At 69.2% G+C, this 22,648-nt stretch carries 13 protein-coding genes, 1 tRNA gene and 1 pseudogene; 8 read left to right on the forward strand and 7 right to left on the reverse strand.

Annotation, left to right across the window (positions count from 1 at the left end):
• Nucleotides 1–7: 7 nt before the first annotated feature.
• From AAW51_RS21205 to AAW51_RS30970, 7 genes and pseudogenes are all read left to right on the forward strand, one after another.
• On the forward strand, nt 8–1,717 hold the full coding sequence (locus tag AAW51_RS21205) for an AMP-binding protein (RefSeq protein WP_047196194.1): 1,710 nt from the start codon (nt 8–10) through the stop codon (nt 1,715–1,717).
• Nucleotides 1,714–2,520: a thioesterase II family protein gene (locus AAW51_RS21210; protein WP_053013828.1), complete on the forward strand. Its 807-nt coding sequence runs from the start codon at nt 1,714–1,716 to the stop codon at nt 2,518–2,520. The genes AAW51_RS21205 and AAW51_RS21210 overlap by 4 nt, the downstream gene beginning before the upstream one ends.
• A complete protein-coding gene (locus AAW51_RS21215; protein WP_053013829.1) occupies nt 2,513–3,184 on the forward strand; it encodes a LysE family translocator in 672 nt (223 codons plus the stop codon). The genes AAW51_RS21210 and AAW51_RS21215 overlap by 8 nt, the downstream gene beginning before the upstream one ends.
• 20 nt (nt 3,185–3,204) lie before the next feature.
• A complete protein-coding gene (locus AAW51_RS21220; protein WP_169788065.1) occupies nt 3,205–4,329 on the forward strand; it encodes a porin in 1,125 nt (374 codons plus the stop codon).
• A 55-nt stretch (nt 4,330–4,384) separates the two neighbouring features.
• Entirely contained in the window at nt 4,385–4,855 is a 471-nt protein-coding gene (locus AAW51_RS21225) for a GNAT family N-acetyltransferase (protein ID WP_047196196.1), read from the forward strand.
• Between the two features lie 54 nt (nt 4,856–4,909).
• A tRNA-Ser gene (locus AAW51_RS21230) sits at nt 4,910–4,999 on the forward strand.
• Nucleotides 5,000–5,427: 428 nt separating this feature from the next.
• A pseudogene (locus tag AAW51_RS30970) lies at nt 5,428–5,871 on the forward strand (FxDxF family PEP-CTERM protein); the annotation flags it as partial.
• Nucleotides 5,872–5,941: 70 nt separating this feature from the next.
• Here AAW51_RS30970 and AAW51_RS21240 read toward each other — a convergent pair.
• The 4 genes from AAW51_RS21240 to AAW51_RS28455 form a co-directional block, all read right to left on the reverse strand.
• Nucleotides 5,942–7,078 carry a PAS domain-containing sensor histidine kinase gene (locus AAW51_RS21240; protein WP_053013830.1) on the reverse strand — a complete coding sequence of 379 codons (1,137 nt, stop codon included), beginning with the start codon at nt 7,076–7,078 and terminating at the stop codon, nt 5,942–5,944.
• Nucleotides 7,079–7,164: 86 nt separating this feature from the next.
• A complete protein-coding gene (locus AAW51_RS21245; protein ID WP_169788066.1) occupies nt 7,165–8,991 on the reverse strand; it encodes a GGDEF domain-containing protein in 1,827 nt (608 codons plus the stop codon).
• Nucleotides 8,992–8,994: 3 nt separating this feature from the next.
• The gene (locus AAW51_RS21250) at nt 8,995–11,202 is read right to left on the reverse strand and encodes a putative bifunctional diguanylate cyclase/phosphodiesterase (protein WP_047196199.1); all 2,208 of its coding nucleotides are present in this window, start codon (nt 11,200–11,202) and stop codon (nt 8,995–8,997) included.
• Complete coding sequence (locus AAW51_RS28455; protein WP_053013831.1) at nt 11,202–15,074, reverse strand: response regulator; 3,873 nt, start codon at nt 15,072–15,074, stop codon at nt 11,202–11,204. The genes AAW51_RS21250 and AAW51_RS28455 overlap by 1 nt, the downstream gene beginning before the upstream one ends.
• Before the next feature lie 178 nt (nt 15,075–15,252).
• Here AAW51_RS28455 and AAW51_RS28460 point away from each other — a divergent pair, with 178 nt between their 5' ends.
• Nucleotides 15,253–16,965 (forward strand): sensor histidine kinase, encoded by a 1,713-nt coding sequence (locus AAW51_RS28460; protein ID WP_053013832.1) that lies wholly within the window; start codon nt 15,253–15,255, stop codon nt 16,963–16,965.
• 39 nt (nt 16,966–17,004) lie between these two features.
• Here AAW51_RS28460 and AAW51_RS21265 read toward each other — a convergent pair whose 3' ends face one another.
• The 3 genes from AAW51_RS21265 to AAW51_RS21275 form a co-directional block, all read right to left on the reverse strand.
• Nucleotides 17,005–17,616, reverse strand: coding sequence for a response regulator (locus AAW51_RS21265; protein WP_047196200.1), 612 nt, complete (start codon nt 17,614–17,616; stop codon nt 17,005–17,007).
• 91 nt (nt 17,617–17,707) lie between these two features.
• Nucleotides 17,708–21,349: a PAS domain-containing sensor histidine kinase gene (locus tag AAW51_RS21270; protein WP_047196201.1), complete on the reverse strand. Its 3,642-nt coding sequence runs from the start codon at nt 21,347–21,349 to the stop codon at nt 17,708–17,710.
• Between the two features lie 84 nt (nt 21,350–21,433).
• The gene (locus tag AAW51_RS21275; RefSeq protein WP_047196202.1) at nt 21,434–22,630 is read right to left on the reverse strand and encodes an EAL and HDOD domain-containing protein; all 1,197 of its coding nucleotides are present in this window, start codon (nt 22,628–22,630) and stop codon (nt 21,434–21,436) included.
• Nucleotides 22,631–22,648 lie beyond the last annotated feature (18 nt).

Here is a 22,648-nt window from a genome sequence, read left to right on the forward strand (position 1 = left end):
ACCGCCCATGCCATCCGACACCGCCCCCTCCGGCACCGCCGACCGTCCCGCCCTGGTACACGGCGGCCCGCTCGACCATCCGATTGCCCGTCACGTCACCCTGGCCGACGCGCTGTCGCACGCTGCCGCCCACAGCGGCGAACGCGGCTTCGTGTTCGTCGACGCCCAGGGACACGAAACACGCTGGACGTACCGCGAGCTTCACGAGGCAGCGCGTCGGGCGGCCGCCCTGCTGCAGGCCCAAGGCCATGCAAGCGGCAGCCGCATCGTGTTGCGGCTGGGCGACCCGCGCGGCTTTGCGCTCGCGCTGTGGACCTGCATCCTCGGCGGCTATGCCGCTGTGCCCACCGCCGACACGGGCCCACTGCCCAGCGAACCCGAGGCGGTGCAAGCCCTCGGCGCCTCGCTGCAGGCGCTCGACCCGGCGGTGTTGATCGTGCCGGCAGCGCAAGCGGCACAAGCCGTGGCGCTGAAGGACCGGCACGGCTGGTCACGCCTGGCCGTGCTGACGCCCGAGCAGCTGCTCGAGGCACCGCCTGCCCCGCCAGACGCCGCGCCCCAAGGGGCACCAGGCGACACAGTGGCCCTGATCTTCCCGACCTCGGGCTCGACCGGCACGCCCAAGCCGGTGACGCAGACCGGCACCGCGATCTTGTCGATGTGCGCCGGCAGTGCACAGATGAACGGCTTCGATGCCGAGGACGTGTTCCTCAACTGGATGCCGCTCGAGCATGTCGGTGCGGTCGTGTTCCTCCACCTGCTGCCGGTGTGCGTGCAGGCCGAGCAGGTGCATGTGGAACATCGGCGGGTGCGCGAGCGCATGCTCGGCTGGCTCGATCTGCTCACCCGCCACAAGGCCAGCGTGACCTGGGTGCCCAGCCATGTGTTCAACATCGTCGCCAAGGCGGTCGAGCAAGGCGAGACCGGCGCCTGGGACTTGCGGGCTTTGCGCTTCCTCGTCAATGCCGGCGAAAGCATCAGCAGCGACTTTGCGCACAAGTTCGCGTTGCAGCTGCAGCGCTACGGGCTGCGCGCCGACGCCATCCGCCCCGCCTTCGGCATGTCGGAAACCTGCTCGGGCATCACCTGGGCCAGCGCGCTGCAGGTGCACGACGAACGGTATGTCGATCTGGGCGCGCCCATCCCCGGCGCCGCCCTGCGCATCGTGGGGGCCGACGGCCAGCTGCTGTGCGAACGGCAGGTCGGGCAGTTGCAGGTACAGGGGCCGTCGGTGACGCGAGGCTATTACCGGGCCGCCCGCGACGAAAAATTTTTAAGCGACGGCTGGTTCGACACCGGCGACCGGGGCTTTCTGCACCAGGGCCGGCTCCACCTGACCGACCGCGAGGGCGACGCGATCGAGATCGACGGCACGCAGCTGCACGGCTACGAACTCGAGGCGGCGATCGAAGCGCTGCCGGGCGTGCTGGCCGGCCATGTCGCGGTGTGCAGCGTGCTGCACGCCGGCCGTGCCACGCTGGCCGCCTTCTACTGCGGCGATCCGACACGGGCCGAGACGGCGGCACTGCAGGCACATGTCGAAGCCGTGTTGGCCGGGCTGGCGCCGCAGGTGCCGCGGATCGTGGTGGCCCTGGCACCGCATGAACTGCCGCGCACCTCCATCGGCAAGATACAGCGCAAGGTGCTTCGGCGCCGGCTGGAACGGGCACCCCAAGCGGCCGGCACCGCCGTGCGCAGCACGGAGGTTTCCGGATGACACGGCTGGCAGGTGGACTGGGCGGGAGTGTCGTCCCGGGCGCGCACCACCTCAATTGGCACCGGCAGGGCGAGCAGCGCGTGCTCGGCTTTGGCTACGCAGGTGGGCACGGCGCGGTCTTCGGTGGGTTGGCGGCGCAGCTGCCGCCGGCCTTCGGCCTGGCCGAGTTCGTGATGCCCGGCCGCCAGCGACGGGCCCGCGAAGCGCCCGCGACGACGCTCGAGCGCGCTTGCGAAGAGGCGATGGCCGAGTTGCGCGGCTGGTCACAACCGCCGCTGCTGCTGGGCTACAGCATGGGGGCCTTGCTCGCCTATGAGACCGCCCGTCGGCTCCAGGCCGAGGGCCGACCGCCCCACGCGTTGTTGGTGTGTGCGCTCAATGCACCCCACCGGCTGTTGCCGCCCGAAGGTGTCCACCGCTACCCGCTGCCTCGGCTGCAGCAACACCTGGCGCGTCTGGGCGGCACGCCGGCCGAGGTGCTGAACGACCTCGACGTGCTGGCCTGCTTCGCGCCGGCCGTGCAGAGCGACTATGCGCTGGTGGAGACCTATCGTTTTGTGCCCTCGCCGCCGCTCGGCTGTCCCATCGTCGTCCTGGCCGGCCGTCAGGACGACCGCACCACCGGCCCGGGCGTCGCGGCCTGGCAGGAGCTGACCACCGCCGCCTTCCGCGAACAATGGGTCGACGCGGGCCATTTCTTCCTGCACGCCCAGCCGCAACTGCTCGCGCAAGGGCTGGCGGAGGCGGCCCGCCTGGCCGAGGGCGCCGCCCCGACCCTGGATGCAAAGGACCTTCATGCCTGATCTCGGCCTGCTCGCGACCTTCGCGATGACCAATTTCCTGCTCAACATCTCGCCCGGCCCGGCCGTCCTGCAGGTGCTGGGGCATGCCATCGCCAACGGCGCGCTGCGGGCGCAGGCCTCGGTGCTGGGCATCTTGGCCGGCAACCTCGTGTACTGCACGCTGTCCGCACTCGGCCTGGGCGCGATCCTGATCGCGTCGCCGACCCTGTTCGGCGTGCTGCGCTACCTGGGCGTGGCCTATTTGCTGTACATCGGCGTGCGGCGCATGTTGGCCCGCTCGCAGCCCCTGGCCGTGAAGGCGGCCGGCGCCGGCTTCGGCCCGCTGACCTTGTTCCGCGACAGCCTGCTGCTGCAGCTGTCGAACCCGAAGTCGCTGCTGTTCTTCGGCGCCATGCTGCCGACCTTCGTCGACCCTGCCCGGCCTGCCGGCCCGCAGATCTTCACGCTCGGGGTGCTGGCCATCCTGCTCGAACTGCCGGTGCTGGCCGCCTATGCCCTGCTGGGCGCGCGCATCGCCACCTCGGTCGAAAACCCGCGCTACCACCGCTGGCTGGACCTGGCCTGCGGCGGCATGCTGGTGGTCGCCGCGCTGTTTGTCGCCACCACCCCCGTTCATCCGCCCTCGGCCCCGGTCGCGACTGCAGCGGGCGGCACGCCCTCGTGACCGGGGCCCGCTGGGCCCCGGTGGCTGCGCAACAGACGGCCGTGCGGGCCAGCTCATCCTTCAACACCCTGCCCCTGCTGCTGCTGGCGGCGCTGGCCACGGCCACGCCGGCGGTGGCCGAGTCGACGCTGCAAGTGGCGGGTGAACTGAACCTGTCGCTTGCGCACTACAGGGGCCACCAGGAAGCGGGGGGGTTGCACACCCAGACGCGGCTCGACAGTTACGGTTCACGCCTGACGCTGCGGGGCACCGAAGCGCTCGGCGGCAGCCTGAAGGCCTCGTTCACCTTGGCCAGCAGCCTGGGCCCCGACGACGGCCGCGGCCGGTTTTGCAGCCGTGATTGCTGGGTGGCGTTGAGCGGCGATTTCGGCATGCTGAAACTCGGACGTCTGCTGCCGATCTACGACGACGTGTCGGTGCCCTGGTATTTCATCGAAACCCCCGGCACCCACAATCCGCTGGCCCTTTGGGCCAATTGCGGCGGTGGCGCCGGACTCGAAAGCGGCTGCCTCGACAACTATTTGCCCGGCTCGCTGCGTTACGACACGCCGCGCGTTTCCGGATGGTCCGCAAGTGCGTCGGCCTCTCGAGTCGAAGACGTGCCGGAGCCGGGCCGCGCGGCCAAGGTCTATACCCTGGGCGGAGATTATCGGGACGCCGGTTGGTATATGGGCTACGCGGCCCAGATTCAGGACGACGCACGCGGCGCCGGGCTGCGCGATACCGGTTTCACGGTGTCGCTGTTGTACAAGGGGCCGCTGACGTTGGGCCTCGGCTATGAACACTTGCGCTACAAAATGGCCGGCGGCGAGACCCTGCGGCGCGATTATCTCGGCCTGCTGCTGGCCCGCTACACCGGCCCGCATGCCACCTGGTTCAACCTCGGTCGCGCCGGCAGCGGGCACGGCGATGCGGCGCGCGGCGCCACGGTGAATGCGGTGAGCCAGCTGCCGCGATCCGGCGCTTGGATGTGGAGCGTGGGGCAGCACTACAAGATCAGCCCGACGGTCAAGCTGTACGGGTTCTATACCGAGATCCGCAATGAACCCCACGGCGCGTACGCGCTCGACGCCGCCAGTGCCAAATGGCTGGGCCGGGGGCGGCGTCTGTCGACCTGGGCGCTGGGCTATATAGTGCGTTTCTGATGCTGCGAGCCCGCGACCTCCCGCCCGCAAACATGCCTGCCCTCTCTCGTTGCACATGAAGATCGAACTCGTCGACAGCACCCCCCACCACCCCGACGCGCTTTCCTTGCTCGACGAATTGTCGGCCGAGCTGCGCGCCATCACCGGCAGCGACGGCACCGCCCGCTTCCGAACCGGCGACCTGGATCATCCGCGTTCGGTGTTTCTCCTGGCCAGGCAAGACGGCCGCGCGGTCGGGTGTGGTGCGTTGCGCCCCCTGGAAGCGGCTGGCGATCCGCACGTGGCCGAAATCAAACGCATGTATGCGCGTGAACGCGGCCGAGGCATCGGCGCGGCGGTGCTGGCAGCGCTGGAAGCACGGGCCCACAGCTTTGGATATCGCGAGATTTGGCTCGAAACCCGCAAGGTCAATCTGAAGGCGGTGGGGTTTTATCAAAGGCTGGGCTACCGGGTTCGCGAGAACTACGGCCCATACGTCGGACGCACCGAAGCGGTGTGTTTTGAAAAAGCCCTGCCAGGCGCTTGACCCTAACCGGGGCAGCGCTGCCCCGCTCCGCTCCATTACACTAGCGCCTTCCAAGGAAGGCTGGCCGAGCGGTTTAAGGCACTGGTCTTGAAAACCAGCGAGGGTGCAAGCCCTCCGTGGGTTCGAATCCCACGCCTTCCACCAACCGGCTGGGTCCATACACGGGCCAACCCGCACGCCGATTTCCCGGCGCCTCGCGCCCTGCCTTTGTCGGCTCCAGGTCGACAGCCCCCTCGGCCGGCGTGGTCGATTCATTTCCTCCCCTGCTTGGCGCATTTTCTGGCGACGGCGCGACCGCTGTCTGGCGATGCGCTGCGCCCGCCGGCCTTGTAACAATTCCCCTCGCAAGAGCAGGCGATGTGCCGTCTCGCCCCCCACGGCCATGGGCTGCATGACCCTGAGAGCAGCAGGTACAACTTGCTGCGCCGTCTGACGTTCGTCCCCCCGAACCCGGGCGGCGCCATCACTCAACCCATCCCATCATCTCTCTGGGAGTTCTCATGAAAAAACTGCTTCTGGCCGCTGCTCTCGGCCTCGGGCTCGCGTCGCAAGCCTTTGCGGCCGTCGATCTGGCCAACGGGCCCTTCCACTTCGAAGCGAAGAAGTTCAGCAACGCGTCGTTCTCCGACAGCTACGACTTCACCGCGGGCGACCTCGGCGGCCCGGTGTCGTTCAGCTTCGTGGAAGTGAAGCTGGCGAAAAACGTTGACATCGACTGGGACGACAGCGCCGCCCTCACGATCCTGGGCAACGACGGCAGCGTCCTGTACCAGGCTGGCGAGAACGGCCCGATCCAGTTCACGCTGGAAGACAGCTTCTCGCTGCCGGCCTCGTTTTCGATCGTGCTGAAGGGCGCTGCGATCGGCGACGGCACCTCACCCTGGAACCCTGGCCTGAAGGGCTGGTACAACCTGTCGGTGATCGCCAACCCGGTGCCCGAACCCGAGACCTACGCGCTGATGCTCGCCGGCCTCGGCGTTGTCGGCTACATGTCGCGCCGCCGCAAGGCCGTTTGACCCGCGCCTGAGTTGACGTGAAAACGAAGCGGGCTGCGGCCCGCTTTTTCCTTTGCTCCGGCAGCCGCAGTCAACGCGCTTGCTCGAGCGGCAGTTTGACGGTGAAGGCGCTGCCCTGTTTCGAGCCGCCGCTGCGCACTTCGACGGTGCCGTTGTGGAGTTGCACCAGGTCCTTCACCAGGGCCAGGCCCACGCCCAGCCCGCCGTTCTCACTGTCTTGTGAGCGGCCGCCCTGCGTGAACAATTCGAAGATGCGGGGCAAGGTGTCCGCGTCGATCCCCACACCCGTGTCCTCGACGGTCAGCACCGCGTGGTGCGCCTCCACCGACCCCTTGACCCAGATCCGGCCGCCCGGCGGCGTGAACTTGATCGCGTTGTTGACCAGGTTGACGACGATCTGGGTGTAGCGCAGCCGGTCGACCGTCAGCGTCACCGGGCCGGATGGCATCAAGCACTCCAAGTTCTGGCGGCGCGCGTCGGCGGCCGCCCGGCAGCTGTCCACCGCCGTCAACGTCACGGCCTGCAGTTCCACCGGCTCCAGCCGCAGTTCGATACGGTCGGCGTCGCGCCGCGTCATGTCCGTCATGTCGTCGATCAGGCGCTGCATCTGCATCAATTGCCGCTCGATGATCTGCACATAGGGCGGCGTCCCCGCGTCACCGCCCGTGAGGCGCAACAAATGAGCGACGTTGGCCAGCGGCGTGAGGGGATTGCGCAACTCGTGCGCCAGGCCACCGAGGAAGACGCGTGTCGCCTCTTGCTCCTGCAGCAGCGCCGTCACGCGCCGTTCGAGCGCTTCGATGGTGGTGCAGATGTCGGTGCGGTCGCGCAGCACCTTGACGAAGGCGACCAGCCGCCCTTGCTCGTCCCGCAGCGCCTGCACGGCGCCGCTGACCCAGATGCGACTGCCGTCGCGGCGCACGTGCCAGCGGTCGTCCTCGGTGTCCCCGGCACTGCGCGCGACGGCGGTCTCGTGCACATCGAGTCCGAGTTCGAGGTCTTCGGGCGTGAACAAGACCGAAATGGGTTGTCCGACGAGGTCGGAGGGCGCATAGCCCAGCACATGGCGCGACCCCTCCGAGGCGTATTCGACGGTGCCCGCCGTGTCGATGACCAGGACGACGTATTCACGGCTCTGCTGCAGCCACATCGCCAACAGGTCAGGAACGCGGCCCGCGAGTGCGTGAACGGCCGGCTCGGTTTCCATCGCGGTGCCCCGGCTTGCTCCGGGCCTCCTGGGCCAAGAGCAGCAATCGCGAGGCCCGTGGAAGGCCTTAGACCCTGTAAGAGGTGTCAGGCGACGCAGCTGCGGTTCTTGCCGGTGCGCTTGGCCTCGTAGAGTGCTTCGTCGGCCCGGTCCAGCGTCTCTTCGAGGCGCTCGCCGGGGCGGTAGAGGGTCACGCCGGCCGAGAAGGTGACGAACACCTGCCGGTCCTCGTGCATGAAGAAATTGGCCGTCAACGTGCGTTGCAAACGGGTCAACACGACACAGGCCTCCTCGGTGGTGGTCTCCGGCAGCAGCACGACGAACTCCTCGCCGCCATAGCGGGCCACGGTGTCCATCGGTCGCAAGGCCTGCTTGACCTTCTGCGCCAGAAATTTCAGGGCCTGGTCGCCGGTCTGGTGGCCCAGCGTGTCGTTGAGCTTCTTGAAGTTGTCGATGTCCAGCAGCCCCACCGACAGCTCACGGCCGCTGCGCTGCGTGCGCGCATGTTCGGTTTCGAAGGCCTGGATCAGGCCCCGGCGGTTGGCCACCTCGGTGAGCTGGTCGGTCGACACCTCGGTCGACAGGCGCTGCAGCTCGGCTTCGAGTTCGCGCACCCGCACCTGCAGCTGGTCGGCCTCGGCGTGCTCGGCCTGCAAGCGCTGCTGCGTCTGCCCCACCTGGCTCTGGACCGACTTGGTCTCCTCGACCAGGTCTTTGACGACGCCGGCCAGGCTCTCGAGCGTGTCGGCCTGCTCGATCACGTCGGCATACCGGCCGATGCTGTCGTGGAAGCGGCCGGTGCGCGCGCCCAGTTCGCCGATTTCCTGCAGCATGCTGTTGATCAGCCCCTTCAGCACCTCGCGCGCCTGGTTGCGCTGGGCGCGCACGCCCTGCTGCTGGCTGCGGGTGGCGTGCAGCAAATGGCTGACCGAGCGCACGGTGCGGCTGGTGAGGCCTTCTTGCAGCTTGCTGCGCATCACCTCGCACTGCCCCTGCACCCAGCTGCCGTCTTCGGCCAGGTCGGCGAGACCGCCGGTCAATTCGCCGCACAGGTCGTGCAGCTGCGAGACCAGGTGCTGGCGGTGGTCGAGCAGGCGCTGCGCGTCGCCGGCCCAACCCCGCCAGTCGTCGGCCAGCTCTTCGTCGGCGGCGTCAGCCTCGTCGTCGAGGGCGAGCAACAGCTCGTCCAGGCGCGAGCGCAGCCGCACGCAGCGCGGATCATCGACCGGCAAGGCCGGCGTCACCGCGTTCGACAGGTCCCGCACCACCGCCTGCCAGGGCGCCGGCAAGCGTTGGTCGTCCGCCGCGCCGGCCAGGACGGGCGCAGCAGCGCTGCCGCCAGCTGCCGGTGCTGTCTCCGCGAGCGGCGGCGCCACTTCGGAGGACTCGGCCGGCGGCGCGTCGCTCTCCCAGCTGGCCGTCAGCTGCGACAAACGCTGCTGCAGCACGGCGGGGGCGCCGCGGCTGCCGGTCAGCACGCGCTGCAGGCTGTCCTTTTTGCGTCCGCTGGTCCATTGCCGGCCGCCGCGCTCGACACCCTTGACGATGCGGCCGATCAGCGTCGCCCATCCCTGCGCCTGCGCGGCCGGGTCCTGCTCTGACGCCGTCAGCAGCCGGTCGGCCTGCTCCCAGCGGCCCTGCTGCACGGCATCCAGCAACTCGGGGGCAGCACCGGCCTGCTGCGCGAGCCGGTCCACCACCCGCTGCGCGGTGCTCGGCAGGCCTGGCTCGGCCGGAGCCGATTCGCCGGCCTCGGCGCGGTAGGCGCGCTGGTAGTTTTCAGGCGTCGGTTCCAGCCTTTCCTGGGCCAGGCGCCGCAGTGCGGCCTTGGCGAGCTGGGCGGGAGTGGGCGCGGCGCCGGCCAAAGGGGCCGGCATCGTCGGGCGACCGCCGGCAGAAGAAGGGGCGTCCATGGCTCAGGCTTTCACGGCGCGGTCCTGGCCGCTCGTGTCGTCGGTGGTGCCGCCGAGCGACGGCAGCCTGAGCTGTCGCCACCACGGCTCGAGGTCGGCCGCAGGCAGCGGCCGGCTGAACAGAAAACCCTGCATGATGGTGCAGCCCAAACGGCTCAGCACCTCCATCTGCAAGGGCGTTTCCACGCCCTCGGCGATCACGCGCAGGCCCAGCGAACGGGCCAGCGCGATGATGGCGGTGACCACGGCCGAGCTTTCCGGCCGGTTGCCGAGGTCGTGCACGAACGAGCGGTCGATCTTGAGCTCGCTGATCGGCAGCGTGGTCAGGTAGGCGAGCGAGGAGTAGCCGGTGCCGAAATCGTCGATCGAGATCGGCACGCCGATGCCGTGCAGGCGTTGCAGCGACGGGATCACGTTCTGCAAATCCTTCATCAGCCCGGTCTCGGTGATCTCGAGTTCGAGGCAGCGCGGGCTGACATGCTGCTCCTGCAAGCCGGCCTGGATGCGTTCCACCAGGTCGCTGCGCTGGAACATCCGGCTGGGCAGGTTGACCGCCACCGCAACGTCGAAACCGAAGGCCCGCTGCCACAGCTTGGCCTGGCGCATCGCCTCGCGGATCGCCCAATAGCTCATCGGGATGATCAGACCGGTCTCCTCCGCGAGCGGGATGAATTCGCCCGGCGGCACCAATTGGTGCCCGCGCTTCCAGCGCATCAGCGCTTCCACTCCCACCAAGCGGCCGCTGTGCACATCGACCTTGGGCTGGTAGTGCAACACCAGTTCTTCGCGCTCGAGCGCCTTGTGCAGCGCGCTTTCCAGCTCCAGCTTCTCGCGGCCCTTGCCGGCCAGCTGGGGCGTGTAGATCGACGCGGCATTGCGGCCCTGCGCCTTCACCGAGTACATCGCGACGTCGGAGTTGCGCAGCAGGTCGGCCACGCTCTGCCCGTCACGCGGGAAGATCGCGATGCCGACGCTGGCGGTGACGAAACACTCCTGTCCCCCCACCAGCACCGGCTCGCGCAACACCTCGAGGATGCGCATCGCCACCCGCTCGGCGTCGCGCTCGTCGCTCACCTCGGACAGCAGGGCGACAAACTCGTCGCCACCCAGCCGGCCGACGGCCTCGAGCGTGCGGTGGGCCCGCGAGGTGACGCTGTCGAAGGTGACGTCGATGACCTGCTCGGAATGCCGCACGCAGCCGCGCAGCCGGCGCGCCACCTCGACCAGCAACTCGTCGCCGGCGGCGTGGCCGAGGGTGTCGTTGATGATCTTGAAGCGGTCCAGGTCGATCAGCAGCAGGCCCACCTGGTGGCCCAGGTGGCGCGCATGGTCGATGGCCCGTTCGGCCCGCCAGATCAGCTGGCGCCGGTTCGGCAGGCCGGTCAGCGAATCGAAGTTCGCCAGGTGCTTGATCTTGTCCTCGGCGATGCGGCGGTCGGTGACGTCCTGGACGATGCCGTTGTAGGCCAGTACACCGCCGTGTTCGTCGAACTCCGGCTCGGCCTCGAGGTGCAGCACCCGGTGTCGCCCGTCGATCAGGTGCACCGGCACATCGGTGCACAGCACGGTGCAGTGGCGCAGCACCTCGCGCAAGATGGCGAAGAAGGCGGCGCGCTCCTGCTTGGGAATCATGCGCAGCACCATGCGCACCGTCAGGTGGTCGCGGGGGCCCATGCCGAACACCCGCAGCCCCTCGGGCGAGAACAGCAGCTCGTTGCGGCCCGGCCGCCAGTCGAAGCTGCCCATGCGGGCCAGGTCTTGTGCACGGGCCAGCTGGGCCTTGCTGCGCTCCAGCTCCTGGCGCGTGCGCGATGAGCGCAGCAGATACCGCAAACGACCGGCCAGCAGGCTCCACTGGGTCGACTTGACGAAGAAGTCGGTCGCGCCGACTTCATAGGCGCGGTTGATCGAGGCCTCGTCGTCCAGGCCGGTGAGCATCAGCACCGGGATCGAATAGTAGCCCGCCTGGTTGCGGATCTGGCGGCAGGTGGCGAAGCCGTCCAGCCCGGGCATGATGGCGTCGAGCACCACCATGTCGGGCGACCAGTTGGCCAGGATCTGCAGCGCCTTCTCGCCGCTGTTCGCCTCGGTGATCGCGAAGCCGCGCTCGCGCAGTGCGATCGACGTCAACAGCAGCGTCACCTCGTCGTCGTCCACCAGCAGCACGGTGGGCTGCTCGAGGTCACCGTCGCGCTTCACAGACACGTTCATCAAGCAGATTCCAACAAGTGTCCGAGACTGTCCAGCACGCGCTGGGCTTCGCGCTGGAGCACGTCGACGCGGTCGCCGAACGGCCCGGCGTCGCCCCCACGGACGGCCGATTCGAGCTCGGCGCAGAGCGCCGAGAGCTGCAAGGCGCCAACGCTGGCGCTGGACGATTTCAGGGTGTGGGCGGTGAAGCGGACCGCGTTGCCGTCGTTCACCTGCGCCGCCTCGACCATCTGCGGCACCAGTTTCAGCAAGGAGGCCTGGAAGGTGCGGAACAGCCGCGGCAGCAGTTTGTTCTGGCCGTGTGGATCGAGTTCGCGCAGGCGCGCCACGGCTTCCGGGTCGAATACGTTGGGGTCCGGTGTGAACATGTTCGGCTCCGTGTTGACGGGCTCCGCGGCAAGACGGCGGGGTGCTTCCTGCGTGGCATTCGGCGCGCCTGCTGGCGCCGCCTGTAGCCAACGGGTCAGGACGGCGAGCAACTGGTTCTGCCGGAACGGCTTGGACAGGTAGTCGTCGAAGCCGTGGGCGAGGTAACGCGCTTCGTCGCCCCCCAGCGCGTTGGCCGTGACGGCGAGCACCGGCGTGTGGCTCGGGGTGACGAAATCGAAGCGCCCGCCCGAGCCCTGGCGGAACCAGCGCAGCGCTTCCACCCCGTCCATGCCCGGCATTTGAATGTCCATCAGCACCAAGTCGAACCGATGTTCGCACAACGCACGCAGCCCCTCCGGCCCCGAGTGGGCGATGCGGGTGCGGCAGCCCAGGCGGCGCAGCATCTGATGCATCACTTCCTGGTTGACGTGATTGTCCTCGATCACGAGCACCTCGCGATCCAGCGAAGGAAGTGCTTGCTCACGTTCCCGCATGACACCGCCGAACAGGCCCATGATGGCCTGACGCAACTCGATTTTTCGGACCGGTTTGGCCACGAACCGGTCGAAGCCGGCGTCGTGAGCGACCCGCACGTCGTCAGGGCTGGACACCGACGACAACAGCATCAGCTTGACCGGGGCCAGGTCGGGCTCGGCGCGCACGGCCTGGGCCAGTTGCACGCCGTCCATGCGCGGCATCGCCATGTCCACCAGGGCCAGGTCGAAGCGCCCGCCGGCGGCACGGTCACGCCGCAGCAGGTCGAGCGCCTCGGCGCCGTCGACCGCCAGCGTGACGCGCATGCCCCAGGCGCCCAGGATGTTTTCGAGCACGGTGCGATTGGTGTCGTGGTCCTCGACCACTAGCACGCGCAGTGCCGGCATGTCGGGCCCGTCGAGCGGGCCGGCGGCGCTGTCGTCGGCCACCTCGCCGAGCGGCAGCCGGACCCGGAACTGCGACCCCAGCCCCGGCACGCTCTGCACGCTGATGCTACCCCCCATCAGCTCGGCCAGCTGCCGCGAAATGGCAAGACCGAGACCGGTGCCGCCGTAGCGCCGCGCCATGCCGCCATGGGCCTGGGTGAAGGCGTTGAACAGCCGCGGCAGCACCTCGGGTTCGATCCCGATGCCGGTGTCCTTGATCGCGAACTCGACCCACAGCTGGCCGTCGACCGCCTCGCCTTCGACCTGCTGCACGTCCACCACCACCTCGCCGCGCTCGGTGAACTTGATGGCGTTGGCGACCAGGTTGGTCAGCACCTGGCGCAGCCGCAGCGGATCGCCGTGCACCGTCGACGGCAGGCCCGGCTGCTCGCGGAAGTTGAGCTCGAGCGACTTCTCGTGCGCCCGCGGTGCCATCAGTTCCAAGGTGTCCTCGACCACCGCGCGCAGCACGAAGTCAGTGGGCGCAAGCTCCAGCTTGCCCGCTTCGATCTTCGAGAAGTCCAGAATGTCGTTGATGATTTCAAGCAAGCTTTCCCCGGAACGGTAGACCGCATGGGCAAAGCGCCGCTGCTTCTCGGTCAGCGTCGTTCCCAACAGCAGTTCCGTCATGCCGAGGATACCGTTCATCGGCGTGCGGATCTCATGGCTCATGTTGGCCATGAACTGGCTCTTGGCCTGGCTGGCCGCCTCCGCCGCATCGCGGGCCCGCTGCAGCTCCTGCTCGCGCTCGTGCTCGACGGTGATGTCGGTGCACAGCCCGTAGACCCGGATCTCGCCACTCGGCAGCCGGTGCGCCCGGGTGCGGGTGCGCAACCAGCGTGTGCCGCGCGTCGGATGCTCGAGCCGGTGTACGTAGTCCACCGGCAACAGCTGCCGTTCGCGCTCCCGCGCCTGCTCGTGATCGTCGCTCGGGCTCAGGCGCAGATAGCGCTGCGGGTCCTCGGCGTGCTCTTCGGCCGTGACACCCCAGAAGGCTTGCAGCCGCGGGCTGACGTAGACGAAGTGGCTGCGCTCGGGGTTGGTGATGAACAGGTGGTCGTCGATCGCATCGGCGAACTCCTTGAAGCGCGCCTCGGACTCGACCAGCGCGCCCTCTGCCCGGCGCCGCTCGGTCAAGTCGCGCGCCAGCACCAGCAGCGCGCTCGGTGTGCCGTCATCGTCGCGCAGCGCCAGATAGCGCATGTTCAGATAGCGTTCGCCGCGGCGCGCATTGCGCCAGGTGAACTCGTCCTCGATCGACTCGACCCCGGCCAGCGCCCGCGCCACCGACGGCCCGATCAAGGCCTGCACCTGGCGGCCGTAGGCCTCCAGCGGCGGCTTGCCGATCATCTCCTCGCGCTTGAGCGCGAACTCCATCTCGGCGTGCCGGTTGACCGCCACCACTTTCATTTCCTGCGGCTCGACGACGAACAGGCTGACCGGCAGGTGCTCGATCAGATCGTTCAGCCTTGCGCGTTCGTTCTCGACCTGTTCGGCACGCTGCTGCCGCTCGGTGATGTCGCTCAACACACCGAGGAACACAAAACGTTCGCCCTGCTCGTCGAGCACGTAGGCCGCGTCGATCTCGGCCCAGAACGGTTCGGTCTGGCCGTCCGGCGTGCGGCGCCGGGCGCTGAATTCGAAGCGGAAGTTCTGGCGCGCCTCGACGGCCCGACGCAAGGTGTCGGCCGCGGTGTCCGAGGTGCCGCTCATCAGGCTCCAGCACTCACGGCCCAGCGCCGCTTGCGCGGGCCATCCGGTGATGCCGCTGAAGGCGTCGTTGACCCATTCGATGCGGCCGCGCCCGTCGGCGATCACCACGCCGCTGGCGACCCGGTCGGCCACCATCGCCAGGCGCCGCGAACGCTCGACGCTGCGCAACATGCTTTTGTGGGCCGTTTCACGGCCGGCGAGCAGCGACAACTGGCCCATCGCGATCGACAGCAGCGTGAGGGCGTCGTCGTCCGGCTCCTGTTGCACGTCGTACCACTCGATCAGCGCCAACGGCGCGTCGTCGCCCCACACCGGCACCGCCAGGCCCTGCCGCGCCTTGCGGGGACGCAAGCGATGGCCGGACGCTCGCAGCTCGCGGCACAGCACCGGGCGATGCCGGGCCAGCGCGCGGCCGGACAATTCGTCTTCGCTGTGCACGGTGTCGAGCAGGCCCAGGTCGATGCGGTCCTCACGGCCATCGTCGCGCTCGTCCCACGGCAACACCAGGCCGGTGGTGCCGTTCCAGTCTTCGACCCGCAGCACCGCCCATGCATCGGCCCGCAGATGGTCGGCCACCAGACGACCCACCGCTTCCAGCGCCGGGCCGAGGCCGCGCGCCTGCGCCACCGCCGCGATCACCCCCTCGGTGGCCGCCAACCGCCGCCGCAGCGCGTCAGCGTCGGCCGGGGGCGAGGGCGGCAACACGGCATCCGCTGCGCGCCTGCCGTCACGCCACGCAAAGGCGAGCGCCACCACCAGCGCGAGTGACGCGGTGGCGGCCAGCGGGACAGGTCCGAGCAGCGCGGTGAGCCAGCCTGCCGCACCCAGCAGGCCGACCGCGGCCAACCTCTTGGTGGTCGAGCGGTTCATCGATGTGTCGTTCCCGCAGCGTCCTGCCGGCCGTGCAGCTGCGGCCGGGCGCTCGCGCGCGGGGGTCCTCTCCGAGGGTTTTCGACCGCCGCCGCCGCGACTTGAGCCGATGGAAATCCGGCCCAGGCGTGCGAAGCGCACGCAGGCGAGCGCTGCCCCCGTCCTTACAATGGTTGCGATGGACCGTTCCCCTGCCCACGAGGAGATGCCGCGCGGCAAACGCCTGCTCCTTGCCGCCGGCACCGGGGCCGGGTTGACGCTCGCCTGGGTGCTGTTCAGCCTGGCCGCCGCCAGCTGGATCACGCCCGCACTGCCCGGCGCCGACGCGCCGGCGCAGGCACGCCTGCTGGTCTGGGTGTTCGTCGTCGGGCTGGGCCTGATGATGGCGCTGGCCTGGTGGTTCGGTCGCCGACTCGATGCACTGTCGGTCGAACGCCGCCAGGCACAGAGCCACCGACAGGCCTTGCAGCAGTTGTTGTCCGAGTGGTACTGGGAAACTGACGCCGCACACCGGCTGACGGTCCTGCGGCCACCGCAAGGCGCCGCGGTGCGCGACTGGCACTTCGAGGGACGACTGGGCCGCACCCTGTGGGACGACTTCGGCAGTGAACCCGAGCTGTGGAGTGCCCACCGGCAGATGCTCGACGCGCACGAACCCTTTCTCGGCTTGCCGGCGCACCGCCGCGAGCCCGACGGCCGCAGCAGCCTGTGGCTGCTGCGCGGTGTGCCCCGCTACGATGCCGAGGGCCGCTTCACCGGCTATCTGGGCTGCGCACGCAACGTGTCGGCCCGCGCCGAACTGCAGTTCGACCGCCAGATTGGCATGCAGTTGCTCGACACGGTGCCGAGCGCGGTGCTGTTGGCCGAGTCACTGCCCACCGACGGCGCCGCGCCCCGCTACCTGATCCGGCACTGCAACGAGCTGGCGGCGCGCCGCATCGGCGACAGCCGCGAGAAGCTGATCGGGCGCGACGTGTTGACCTCGGTGGGGCGGGTGGCGGAATGGCCGCTCGCGCCGGTGCACCAGCGCCTCGGCCTGCCGGCCCCGGACGCCGCCGCCTCGGCGCCGCCCTCGCGCGCCTGGGAGGCACAGATCGACATGTTCACCTTCGAACACGGTGGCACGCGGCGCCAGGCCCTGCTGCTGGTGTTCACGCCGCCGACGGCGAGCGCCGACGAAGCGGCGCAGCTGGAGCGGCAGGCCGCGGAGCGCGAGCTCGAGTCGTTCAGCTACACCGTCTCGCACGACCTGCGGGCGCCGATCCGGGTGGTGGAAGGCTTCACCAAGATCCTGAAGGAAGACTACGGCCGCTCGCTCGACCGCATCGGCAACGACCACCTCGACCGGGTGTTGGGCGCGGCGGCGCGCATGAACGGCATGATCGACGCCTTGCTGGCGCTGTCGCAGTTGTCGGCCAAGCCGGTGCAGCAGCAGCCGGTCAACCTGACGCAGCTGGCCACCTACATCCTCGACGACCTGAAACGGCAATCGCCCGAACGGGCCGTGGAGGTGCACATCCGCCCCGGCATGACGGCCCAGGGTGACCCGACCCTGCTGCGGGTCGTGCTCGACAACCTGCTGGGCAACGCCTGGAAGTACAGCGCCAAGCGCGACAAGGCGGTGATCGAATTCGGCTGCACCCAGCAGGACGGCCGCACGGTCTACCACGTGCGCGACAACGGCGCGGGCTTCGACATGCGCTTCGCCGATCGCCTGTTCGGTGTGTTCCAGCGACTGCACAGTGCCAGCGACTTCCAGGGCACCGGCGTCGGTCTGGCGTCGGTGCAGCGTATCGTGCGGCGCCACGGCGGCCAGATCTGGGCCGAATCGGAAGTCGGCCAGGGCGCCACCTTCTACTTCACGCTGGGCGAAGCGAAGCGGGGTAACTGACGCGCCTTGCGTCGGTTCGGTGCAGCGCCTTGCGTCGGCTCAGCCGAGCCCGCCCGGGGCGCTCAACATCTCGAGCGCCTCGACAAACCGCCGGCTTTGCTCCTCCAGCGTCAGGCCACCTTGCTGCGCCAGCTTCTGCAAGCGCTGCAAGGCCTCGCGCCGGTTGACCGAGAAGCGGTGCATCGCAATGCCGACCGCGATCGCGACCCAGGCATTCAGCGCCGCGTCGCCAGCGGCTGCTGCGGGCGCCGGCGAGACCGGGGCCGGCGACGGCCGGGCGGTGAACGCGGCCTCGACGGCGGGCACGATCTGCCGGATGTCGACCGGCTTCACCAGATAGGCCACCGCGCCGAGTTCCTTGACCTTGCGGACCGTCTCGTCGTCCGAGAACGCCGACAGGAACATGAAGGGAATCTGCAGATGGTCGCGCAGGTAGGCGGCGACGTCGAAGCCGCTCTTGCCTTCCATGCGGATGTCGAGCAGGGCGAGCGCGGGGCGGTGTTCGCGCGCCAGCAAGATGGCGTCGTCGCCGTTGTCGGCATCCACCACCTCGTAGCCGGCCTGCGACAGCCCGTGGGTCAGCGTCGCCAGCACCAGCCGGTCGTCGTCCACCACCAGGATCTTGCCTCTGTCAGGCTGCACAGCGCTCATGTCGTTGCATCGACTTTCTCAATCCGAACGGCGATTGTCGCGTAAATCCCGTTGACACCGCCGCCAACCGACGAGCGCGCTCCCCGGAGGTTCAAACGGTGTCCTGGCGCACCACACCGGGCGGCGTGAGATGCACCCGCGAGAGCACCCCGCCGTCGCTGTTCTCCAGCGTCAACCGGGCGCTGCGGCGGGGCAGCAGCGCCCGGATCAGGCCCAGGCCCGAGACGCCGCCCGGAAAGCGGGCCAGGCTGAAGTCGGCCGGCAGCTGCCCGGGGTTGGCCACCTCGATCTGCACCCATTCGGCGTCGCAGCGCAGCCGGCAGACCACGGTGCCCGCCTCGCTGTGCTTGATCGCGTTGGTCAGCAGTTCGTTGAGCGTCAGCGCGATCGGGATCGACTCGGCTTCGGGCAGAGCCCATTCGTCGACGTGCACACCTTCGATGCTCAGCGTGATCGGGCGGTCGAAGCTCTTTTGCACCGAGCCGGTGATGGCCTCGACCACCCGCCGCAGCCTCAGCATGCCGGCCGCGCCCACCTGCAAGCCGTAGACATGGGCGATGGCCTGCACCTGCCCCGCCACTTCGCCGATCGCCTCGGCCATCTCCGGCTTGCGCGCCGCGATCTGCTGCAGCAGGCCGGCCACACCCTGCAGGTTGTTCTTGATACGGTGGTGCACTTCCTTGACCAGCAGCTCGCGCTGCGCGATCACCGCTTCGAGCCGCGCCTCGTGGGCGGCGCGCTGCTCGGTCACGTTGGCCGCCACCAGCAGCAGCTGGTCCGGTGGCTCCCCGGGCTTGGCCAGCGGCAGATAGCGTGCATCCCAGACGGTCTCGGCGTCGTCCAGCACCACCGTGTAGTCGCGTTGCGTGACGCCCTGCGCCGCCAGCGCCGTCTGCATGTCCTCGCGCATCGCCCGCGCGCGCCCGGGCGGGTAGACCTCTTCGGGGATGGTGCCGATGAGGGCTTCGACCGGGCGCCCGATCAGGCCCGCCGCAATCGGATTGGCTTGCAGGATGCGCAGCGTGCGCGCGTCGCGCAGCGTGATCGCCAGCGGCGCCAGGTCGATCAGCCGCGTCAGCGACGCCTGCGCCTCCGCGATGCGCTGCTCGGCCTGGCGCCGGCTGTCGATGTCGAGCAAGGCATAGGTGATTTCGCGGCCGTGGGCGCTGCTGCCGGTCAGCACCGCATTGCCCACCACCCAGAAGTGGCGGCCGTCGCGCGCCAGCACCTCACATTCGAAGGTGTTCGACTCGCCTTCCTCGATCTGATCGGTGGACCGGCGGAAGGGGTGATCGGGGTCGTCCGACGCCACCAGGCTGATCGGCTGGCCGTGAAAGTCGGCCAGGTCGCCGCCGAACATGCGGCGGGCCGAGCGGTTCATCCACTCGATGCCGCCCGGGCCGACGGTGACGATGCCCACCAGCACCGAGTCCAGGATGGCGCGGGTGCGCTCCACCTGGTGGGCCAGCGCATGCTCGGCGGTGCGCCGGGCGTCGATGTTGACATAGGAGCCGATCACGCCGAGGCCGGGCGCGCCGTCCTGCACCCGCCGTTTGTGCACCTGCACCCAGCACAAGGAGCCGTCCTTGCGTCGCAGCCGGCGCTCGCCCGTCCAGCGCCCGTCGCGCTGCAAGGCGCCCTCGCACTCGGCCTGCCAGCGCCCGTATTCGGCGTCGTCCGAGAACAGCACCCGTTCGTCGAGCCCGATGACCTCTTCGGCGCTGTAGCCGGTCAATAGCGTGAAGCCGGCACTGGCACGCTGCACACATCGGTCGCGGACGAACACGATGCCCACGTCCGACAGGCTGAACATCAGCTCGCGGTCGCGTGCCAGTGCGGCCAGCTCGGCCTGCTGCGCCTTGAGCCGGCTGACGTCGGTCAGCACGGCAATCGCTTCGAGTTCGGGGCCGCCACTGTCCATGCGGCGCACCGACAGCACACACCAGCGGGCGCCGGCCTCGGCCGGCATCTCGAGTTCGGTCTCGTACAGGCCGTCGTCGGCCAGCACCTGCATCGCGTCGCGCAAGGCCTGCTGGGTGGCGGCGTCGCGCGGCAACAGCGTCGCCAGCGGCCGCTCGTGGGCGGCGTGCGGCTCGAGCCCGAGCATCCGCTCGAACTGGCGGTTGCAACGTTGCACCATGCCGCCGCGCAGGTAGGCGATCCCCGTGGTGGTGCTTTCGAGGATGGTGGTCAGCTCGCGCAGCAAGCGCTCGCCGCGCTGCTGTGCCACGTGCTGCTCGGTCACGTCGAGCGTGACCACCGACGTGCTGCGCCGCCCCGAACTCAGCGTGCGTGGCTCGACGCGGGTCTGCAGCCAGCGTTCGCCCAGCTCGGGATGCCCGATGGCATAGCGCGCATCGGCGCGCACCCCCTGCCGCACCGCGCGCTGCACGCGGTCGAACTCGGGCAGGGTGTCAGGGCGCACCAGGTCGCGGCTGATCGCCTTCAGCTCGCTCGACATCAGGCCGACCCCGCTCGGCACACGGCCGCCGAACTGGAAGCGGCCCGTGCCCGCATCGAAGGTGGCGAGCCCGGCTTGTGCGGTCTCGGCCAGCGCCCCGAGCTGGGACTCCGCCATGTCGCGCTCATCCTCGGCAGTGCGGTCTTCGATCACCACCATGTAGCGCCGTTGGCCCTGACGTTCTTCCAGGCACCGGACCACCGCCCGCAAGGCCAGTTCTTCGTCGCCGTTGACCAGGCTGCCATGGCGGTGCAAAGGCGGGCCGCCGGGAGGCTGGGCCGCCAGCGGCCCGCCGGCGTACCAGCCGAGCAGGTCTTGCAGACTCGGGTCGGCCTGCGCCAGCGACGCCGGCACCGAGCCGATCAACTGTCGCAAGGCCGGGTTGGACCGCACCACCTGCCCGTCTTCGTCGAACAGCATCATGCCCACCGGCGTCAGCTCGAACCATTGATCCAACTCGTGCACCGAGCGGTCGGCGCGCTCACGCGCCTGGTGCTCGGCGGTGCTGTCGTGCAGCACGGCCAAGGCCAGCACGCGGCCGTCGGCGTCGCGCACACGGCGGTGGGCGGCGCGATACCAGCGCGTCTGCCCGGCCGCGTCGATGAAACGGCGCTCGGTCAGCTCCGCGCTGTGGGCATCGTCGCGAGCGAGTTGTTGCCGCAGCTGCTGGTGGTAAACACGGTCGTCGGCGTGGAACAAGGCCATCGGGTCCAGCCCGATCAGCTCGTCGCGGCTGTAGCCGCTGTAGTCGATAAACGCCTGGTTGATGTCGACGATGCGGTACTGAGCATCTTGCAGCACGACCGGAAACGGCGAGTGCCAGAACATGCGGCGCAGTTCGCGCAGGGCCTGGTCGTCGCCCTCATCGGACGGCGGCGGGGTGCCGGGTGCGGCAACAGGCCTGCTGCGTGGAGCGCCCAGCGCCTCCAGCCGGAGCTGCCAGTGCCCGCCGCCATCGCCGCCGAACACCAGTCGCGCCGGCTGCTGGGGGACGGCCGTCACGCGAGGTCCGGTGACCGGCCAGAACGGCCGTTCAGGGTGACGAGCCGCCTGACGCAGTTGCGCCAGCACCCATTGCAGCGCAGACAGGCCGAGCACCCCGACCAGGGACGACACGGCGCCGCCCTCCTCCACCCGCAGCTGGGCGCGCGCTGCCGCATTCGCCTGCACGATGCGCCCGCCGGCATCGAGCACCAGAACGGGCGCTGCGGCAGAGTCGGCGGCTGCGTCCTCCGGAGTGCCTGTGCCGTGTTCGCCTGACTGCGCGCTCATGGTCCTGCCTGTCTGCTGTTCGGTGCGATCAGCAAGTGTAGAGGCAGCGTGCGCCCGCGGTGGCGCTGGGGGTCGTGGTCCGGCTTATTCCAGCTGGCCTGCCGAGGTCAGCGTCGCCAACACCGCACGGTTGGTCTCGGCGAGGCTCATCAGCAGGTGCTCTGCATGTTCATTGATCACCGGCGCCGTCTCGGTTTCCACCGCGCGTGCCAGCTCCAAATACGGCTGGTAGGGGCCGCTGGCGTCGACCAGTGCCTGGTACACCGCTTCGGGCACCGGGATGGTCTTGAGCAGCTCGTCGAACGGTTTGTGGAACAAGCGGTCGAGCAACGAGAACACGCCGCAGATGAACACCTCGCCGCGCATCTCTTCGCTGCCGGAGGGGCCCACCAGCTGCTCCATGAAGATGCCGCGGCGCACCGACGCGAACATCACCGGGCGCATGTTGGCGTCCTTGCTCGCCGTCGCGAGCAGCAGCGCGAGCCAGCGCTTCAGCCGTTTGTAGCCCAGCAGCATGATGGCGTGCCGGAACGAGCTGATCTCGACCGACAGGCCGAAGGCCGGCGAGTTGATGTAGCGCATCAGCTGGAAGGCCAGCGTCGGGTCGCGCTTGAGCACCGCATCGAGCTTGTCCACGTCTTCGCCGGCATCGACGCGGCGGATCAACTCGACCAGCACGCCCATGTCGGGCTGGCCGGCCTTCACGCCCGCGGTCGAGATCACGTCTTCGATCGGCCAGCCGAGGATGGCCAGGGCGCCGCGGCCGAAGCTGGCTTCCATCTCGGCGATCGTGCGCACGCCACTCTGGATGAAGCCGATGCTGCGCGTGACGCCCGGCTCGCTATGGCCGGGCGCCTCGTTCTTGCGACGGTCGTCGTGCAGGTCGATGATGGAGTACTTGAAGCAAGGCAGCACCTCGCGCGGCAGGCTCGAGGCGGGCCGGCCGTGCAGCAACAAGGTATTGCCGTTGGCGCGCAGCTGCTCCATCACGGGGATGTTGGCCGGGTCGCTGGCGATGAACGAGGGCACCTCGATCATCACGTTGGGCAAGGGCTTGGCCCGCATCAGGTCGTTCAGCAAGGTTTCGCTCATGATGTTGAGCGACACCCGCGCACCTCCCTCGGGCCACACCTGGGCGATGGCCTGCAGCAGTTCGTCGGCCTGCAAGGCGCTGCCCGGCTTCAGGGCCGAGACGGTGAGGCGCGTCGCCACGACCGCGCGGTTGCGGTCCACCATCGGCGAGTAGCTCAGCGCGATGTGGCGAAGGACGTCGATTTCCATGACAGTGATTCCGGGTGC

The organism is Caldimonas brevitalea, assembly GCF_001017435.1.
Classification (GTDB): Bacteria; Pseudomonadota; Gammaproteobacteria; order Burkholderiales; family Burkholderiaceae_C; genus Caldimonas; species Caldimonas brevitalea.

Excerpts from the sequence above, each read along its gene's own strand:
- AAW51_RS21205 (WP_047196194.1), top strand. The coding sequence starts at position 8 with ATGCCATCCGACACCGCCCCCTCCGGCACCGCCGACCGTCCCGCCCTG.
- AAW51_RS21210 (WP_053013828.1), top strand. The coding sequence starts at position 1,714 with ATGACACGGCTGGCAGGTGGACTGGGCGGGAGTGTCGTCCCGGGCGCG.
- AAW51_RS21215 (WP_053013829.1), top strand. The coding sequence starts at position 2,513 with ATGCCTGATCTCGGCCTGCTCGCGACCTTCGCGATGACCAATTTCCTG.
- AAW51_RS21225 (WP_047196196.1), top strand. The coding sequence starts at position 4,385 with ATGAAGATCGAACTCGTCGACAGCACCCCCCACCACCCCGACGCGCTT.
- AAW51_RS21240 (WP_053013830.1), bottom strand. The coding sequence starts at position 7,078 with ATGGAAACCGAGCCGGCCGTTCACGCACTCGCGGGCCGCGTTCCTGAC.
- AAW51_RS21245 (WP_169788066.1), bottom strand. The coding sequence starts at position 8,991 with ATGGACGCCCCTTCTTCTGCCGGCGGTCGCCCGACGATGCCGGCCCCT.
- AAW51_RS21250 (WP_047196199.1), bottom strand. The coding sequence starts at position 11,202 with ATGAACGTGTCTGTGAAGCGCGACGGTGACCTCGAGCAGCCCACCGTG.
- AAW51_RS28455 (WP_053013831.1), bottom strand. The coding sequence starts at position 15,074 with ATGAACCGCTCGACCACCAAGAGGTTGGCCGCGGTCGGCCTGCTGGGT.
- AAW51_RS28460 (WP_053013832.1), top strand. The coding sequence starts at position 15,253 with ATGGACCGTTCCCCTGCCCACGAGGAGATGCCGCGCGGCAAACGCCTG.
- AAW51_RS21265 (WP_047196200.1), bottom strand. The coding sequence starts at position 17,616 with ATGAGCGCTGTGCAGCCTGACAGAGGCAAGATCCTGGTGGTGGACGAC.
- AAW51_RS21270 (WP_047196201.1), bottom strand. The coding sequence starts at position 21,349 with ATGAGCGCGCAGTCAGGCGAACACGGCACAGGCACTCCGGAGGACGCA.
- AAW51_RS21275 (WP_047196202.1), bottom strand. The coding sequence starts at position 22,630 with ATGGAAATCGACGTCCTTCGCCACATCGCGCTGAGCTACTCGCCGATG.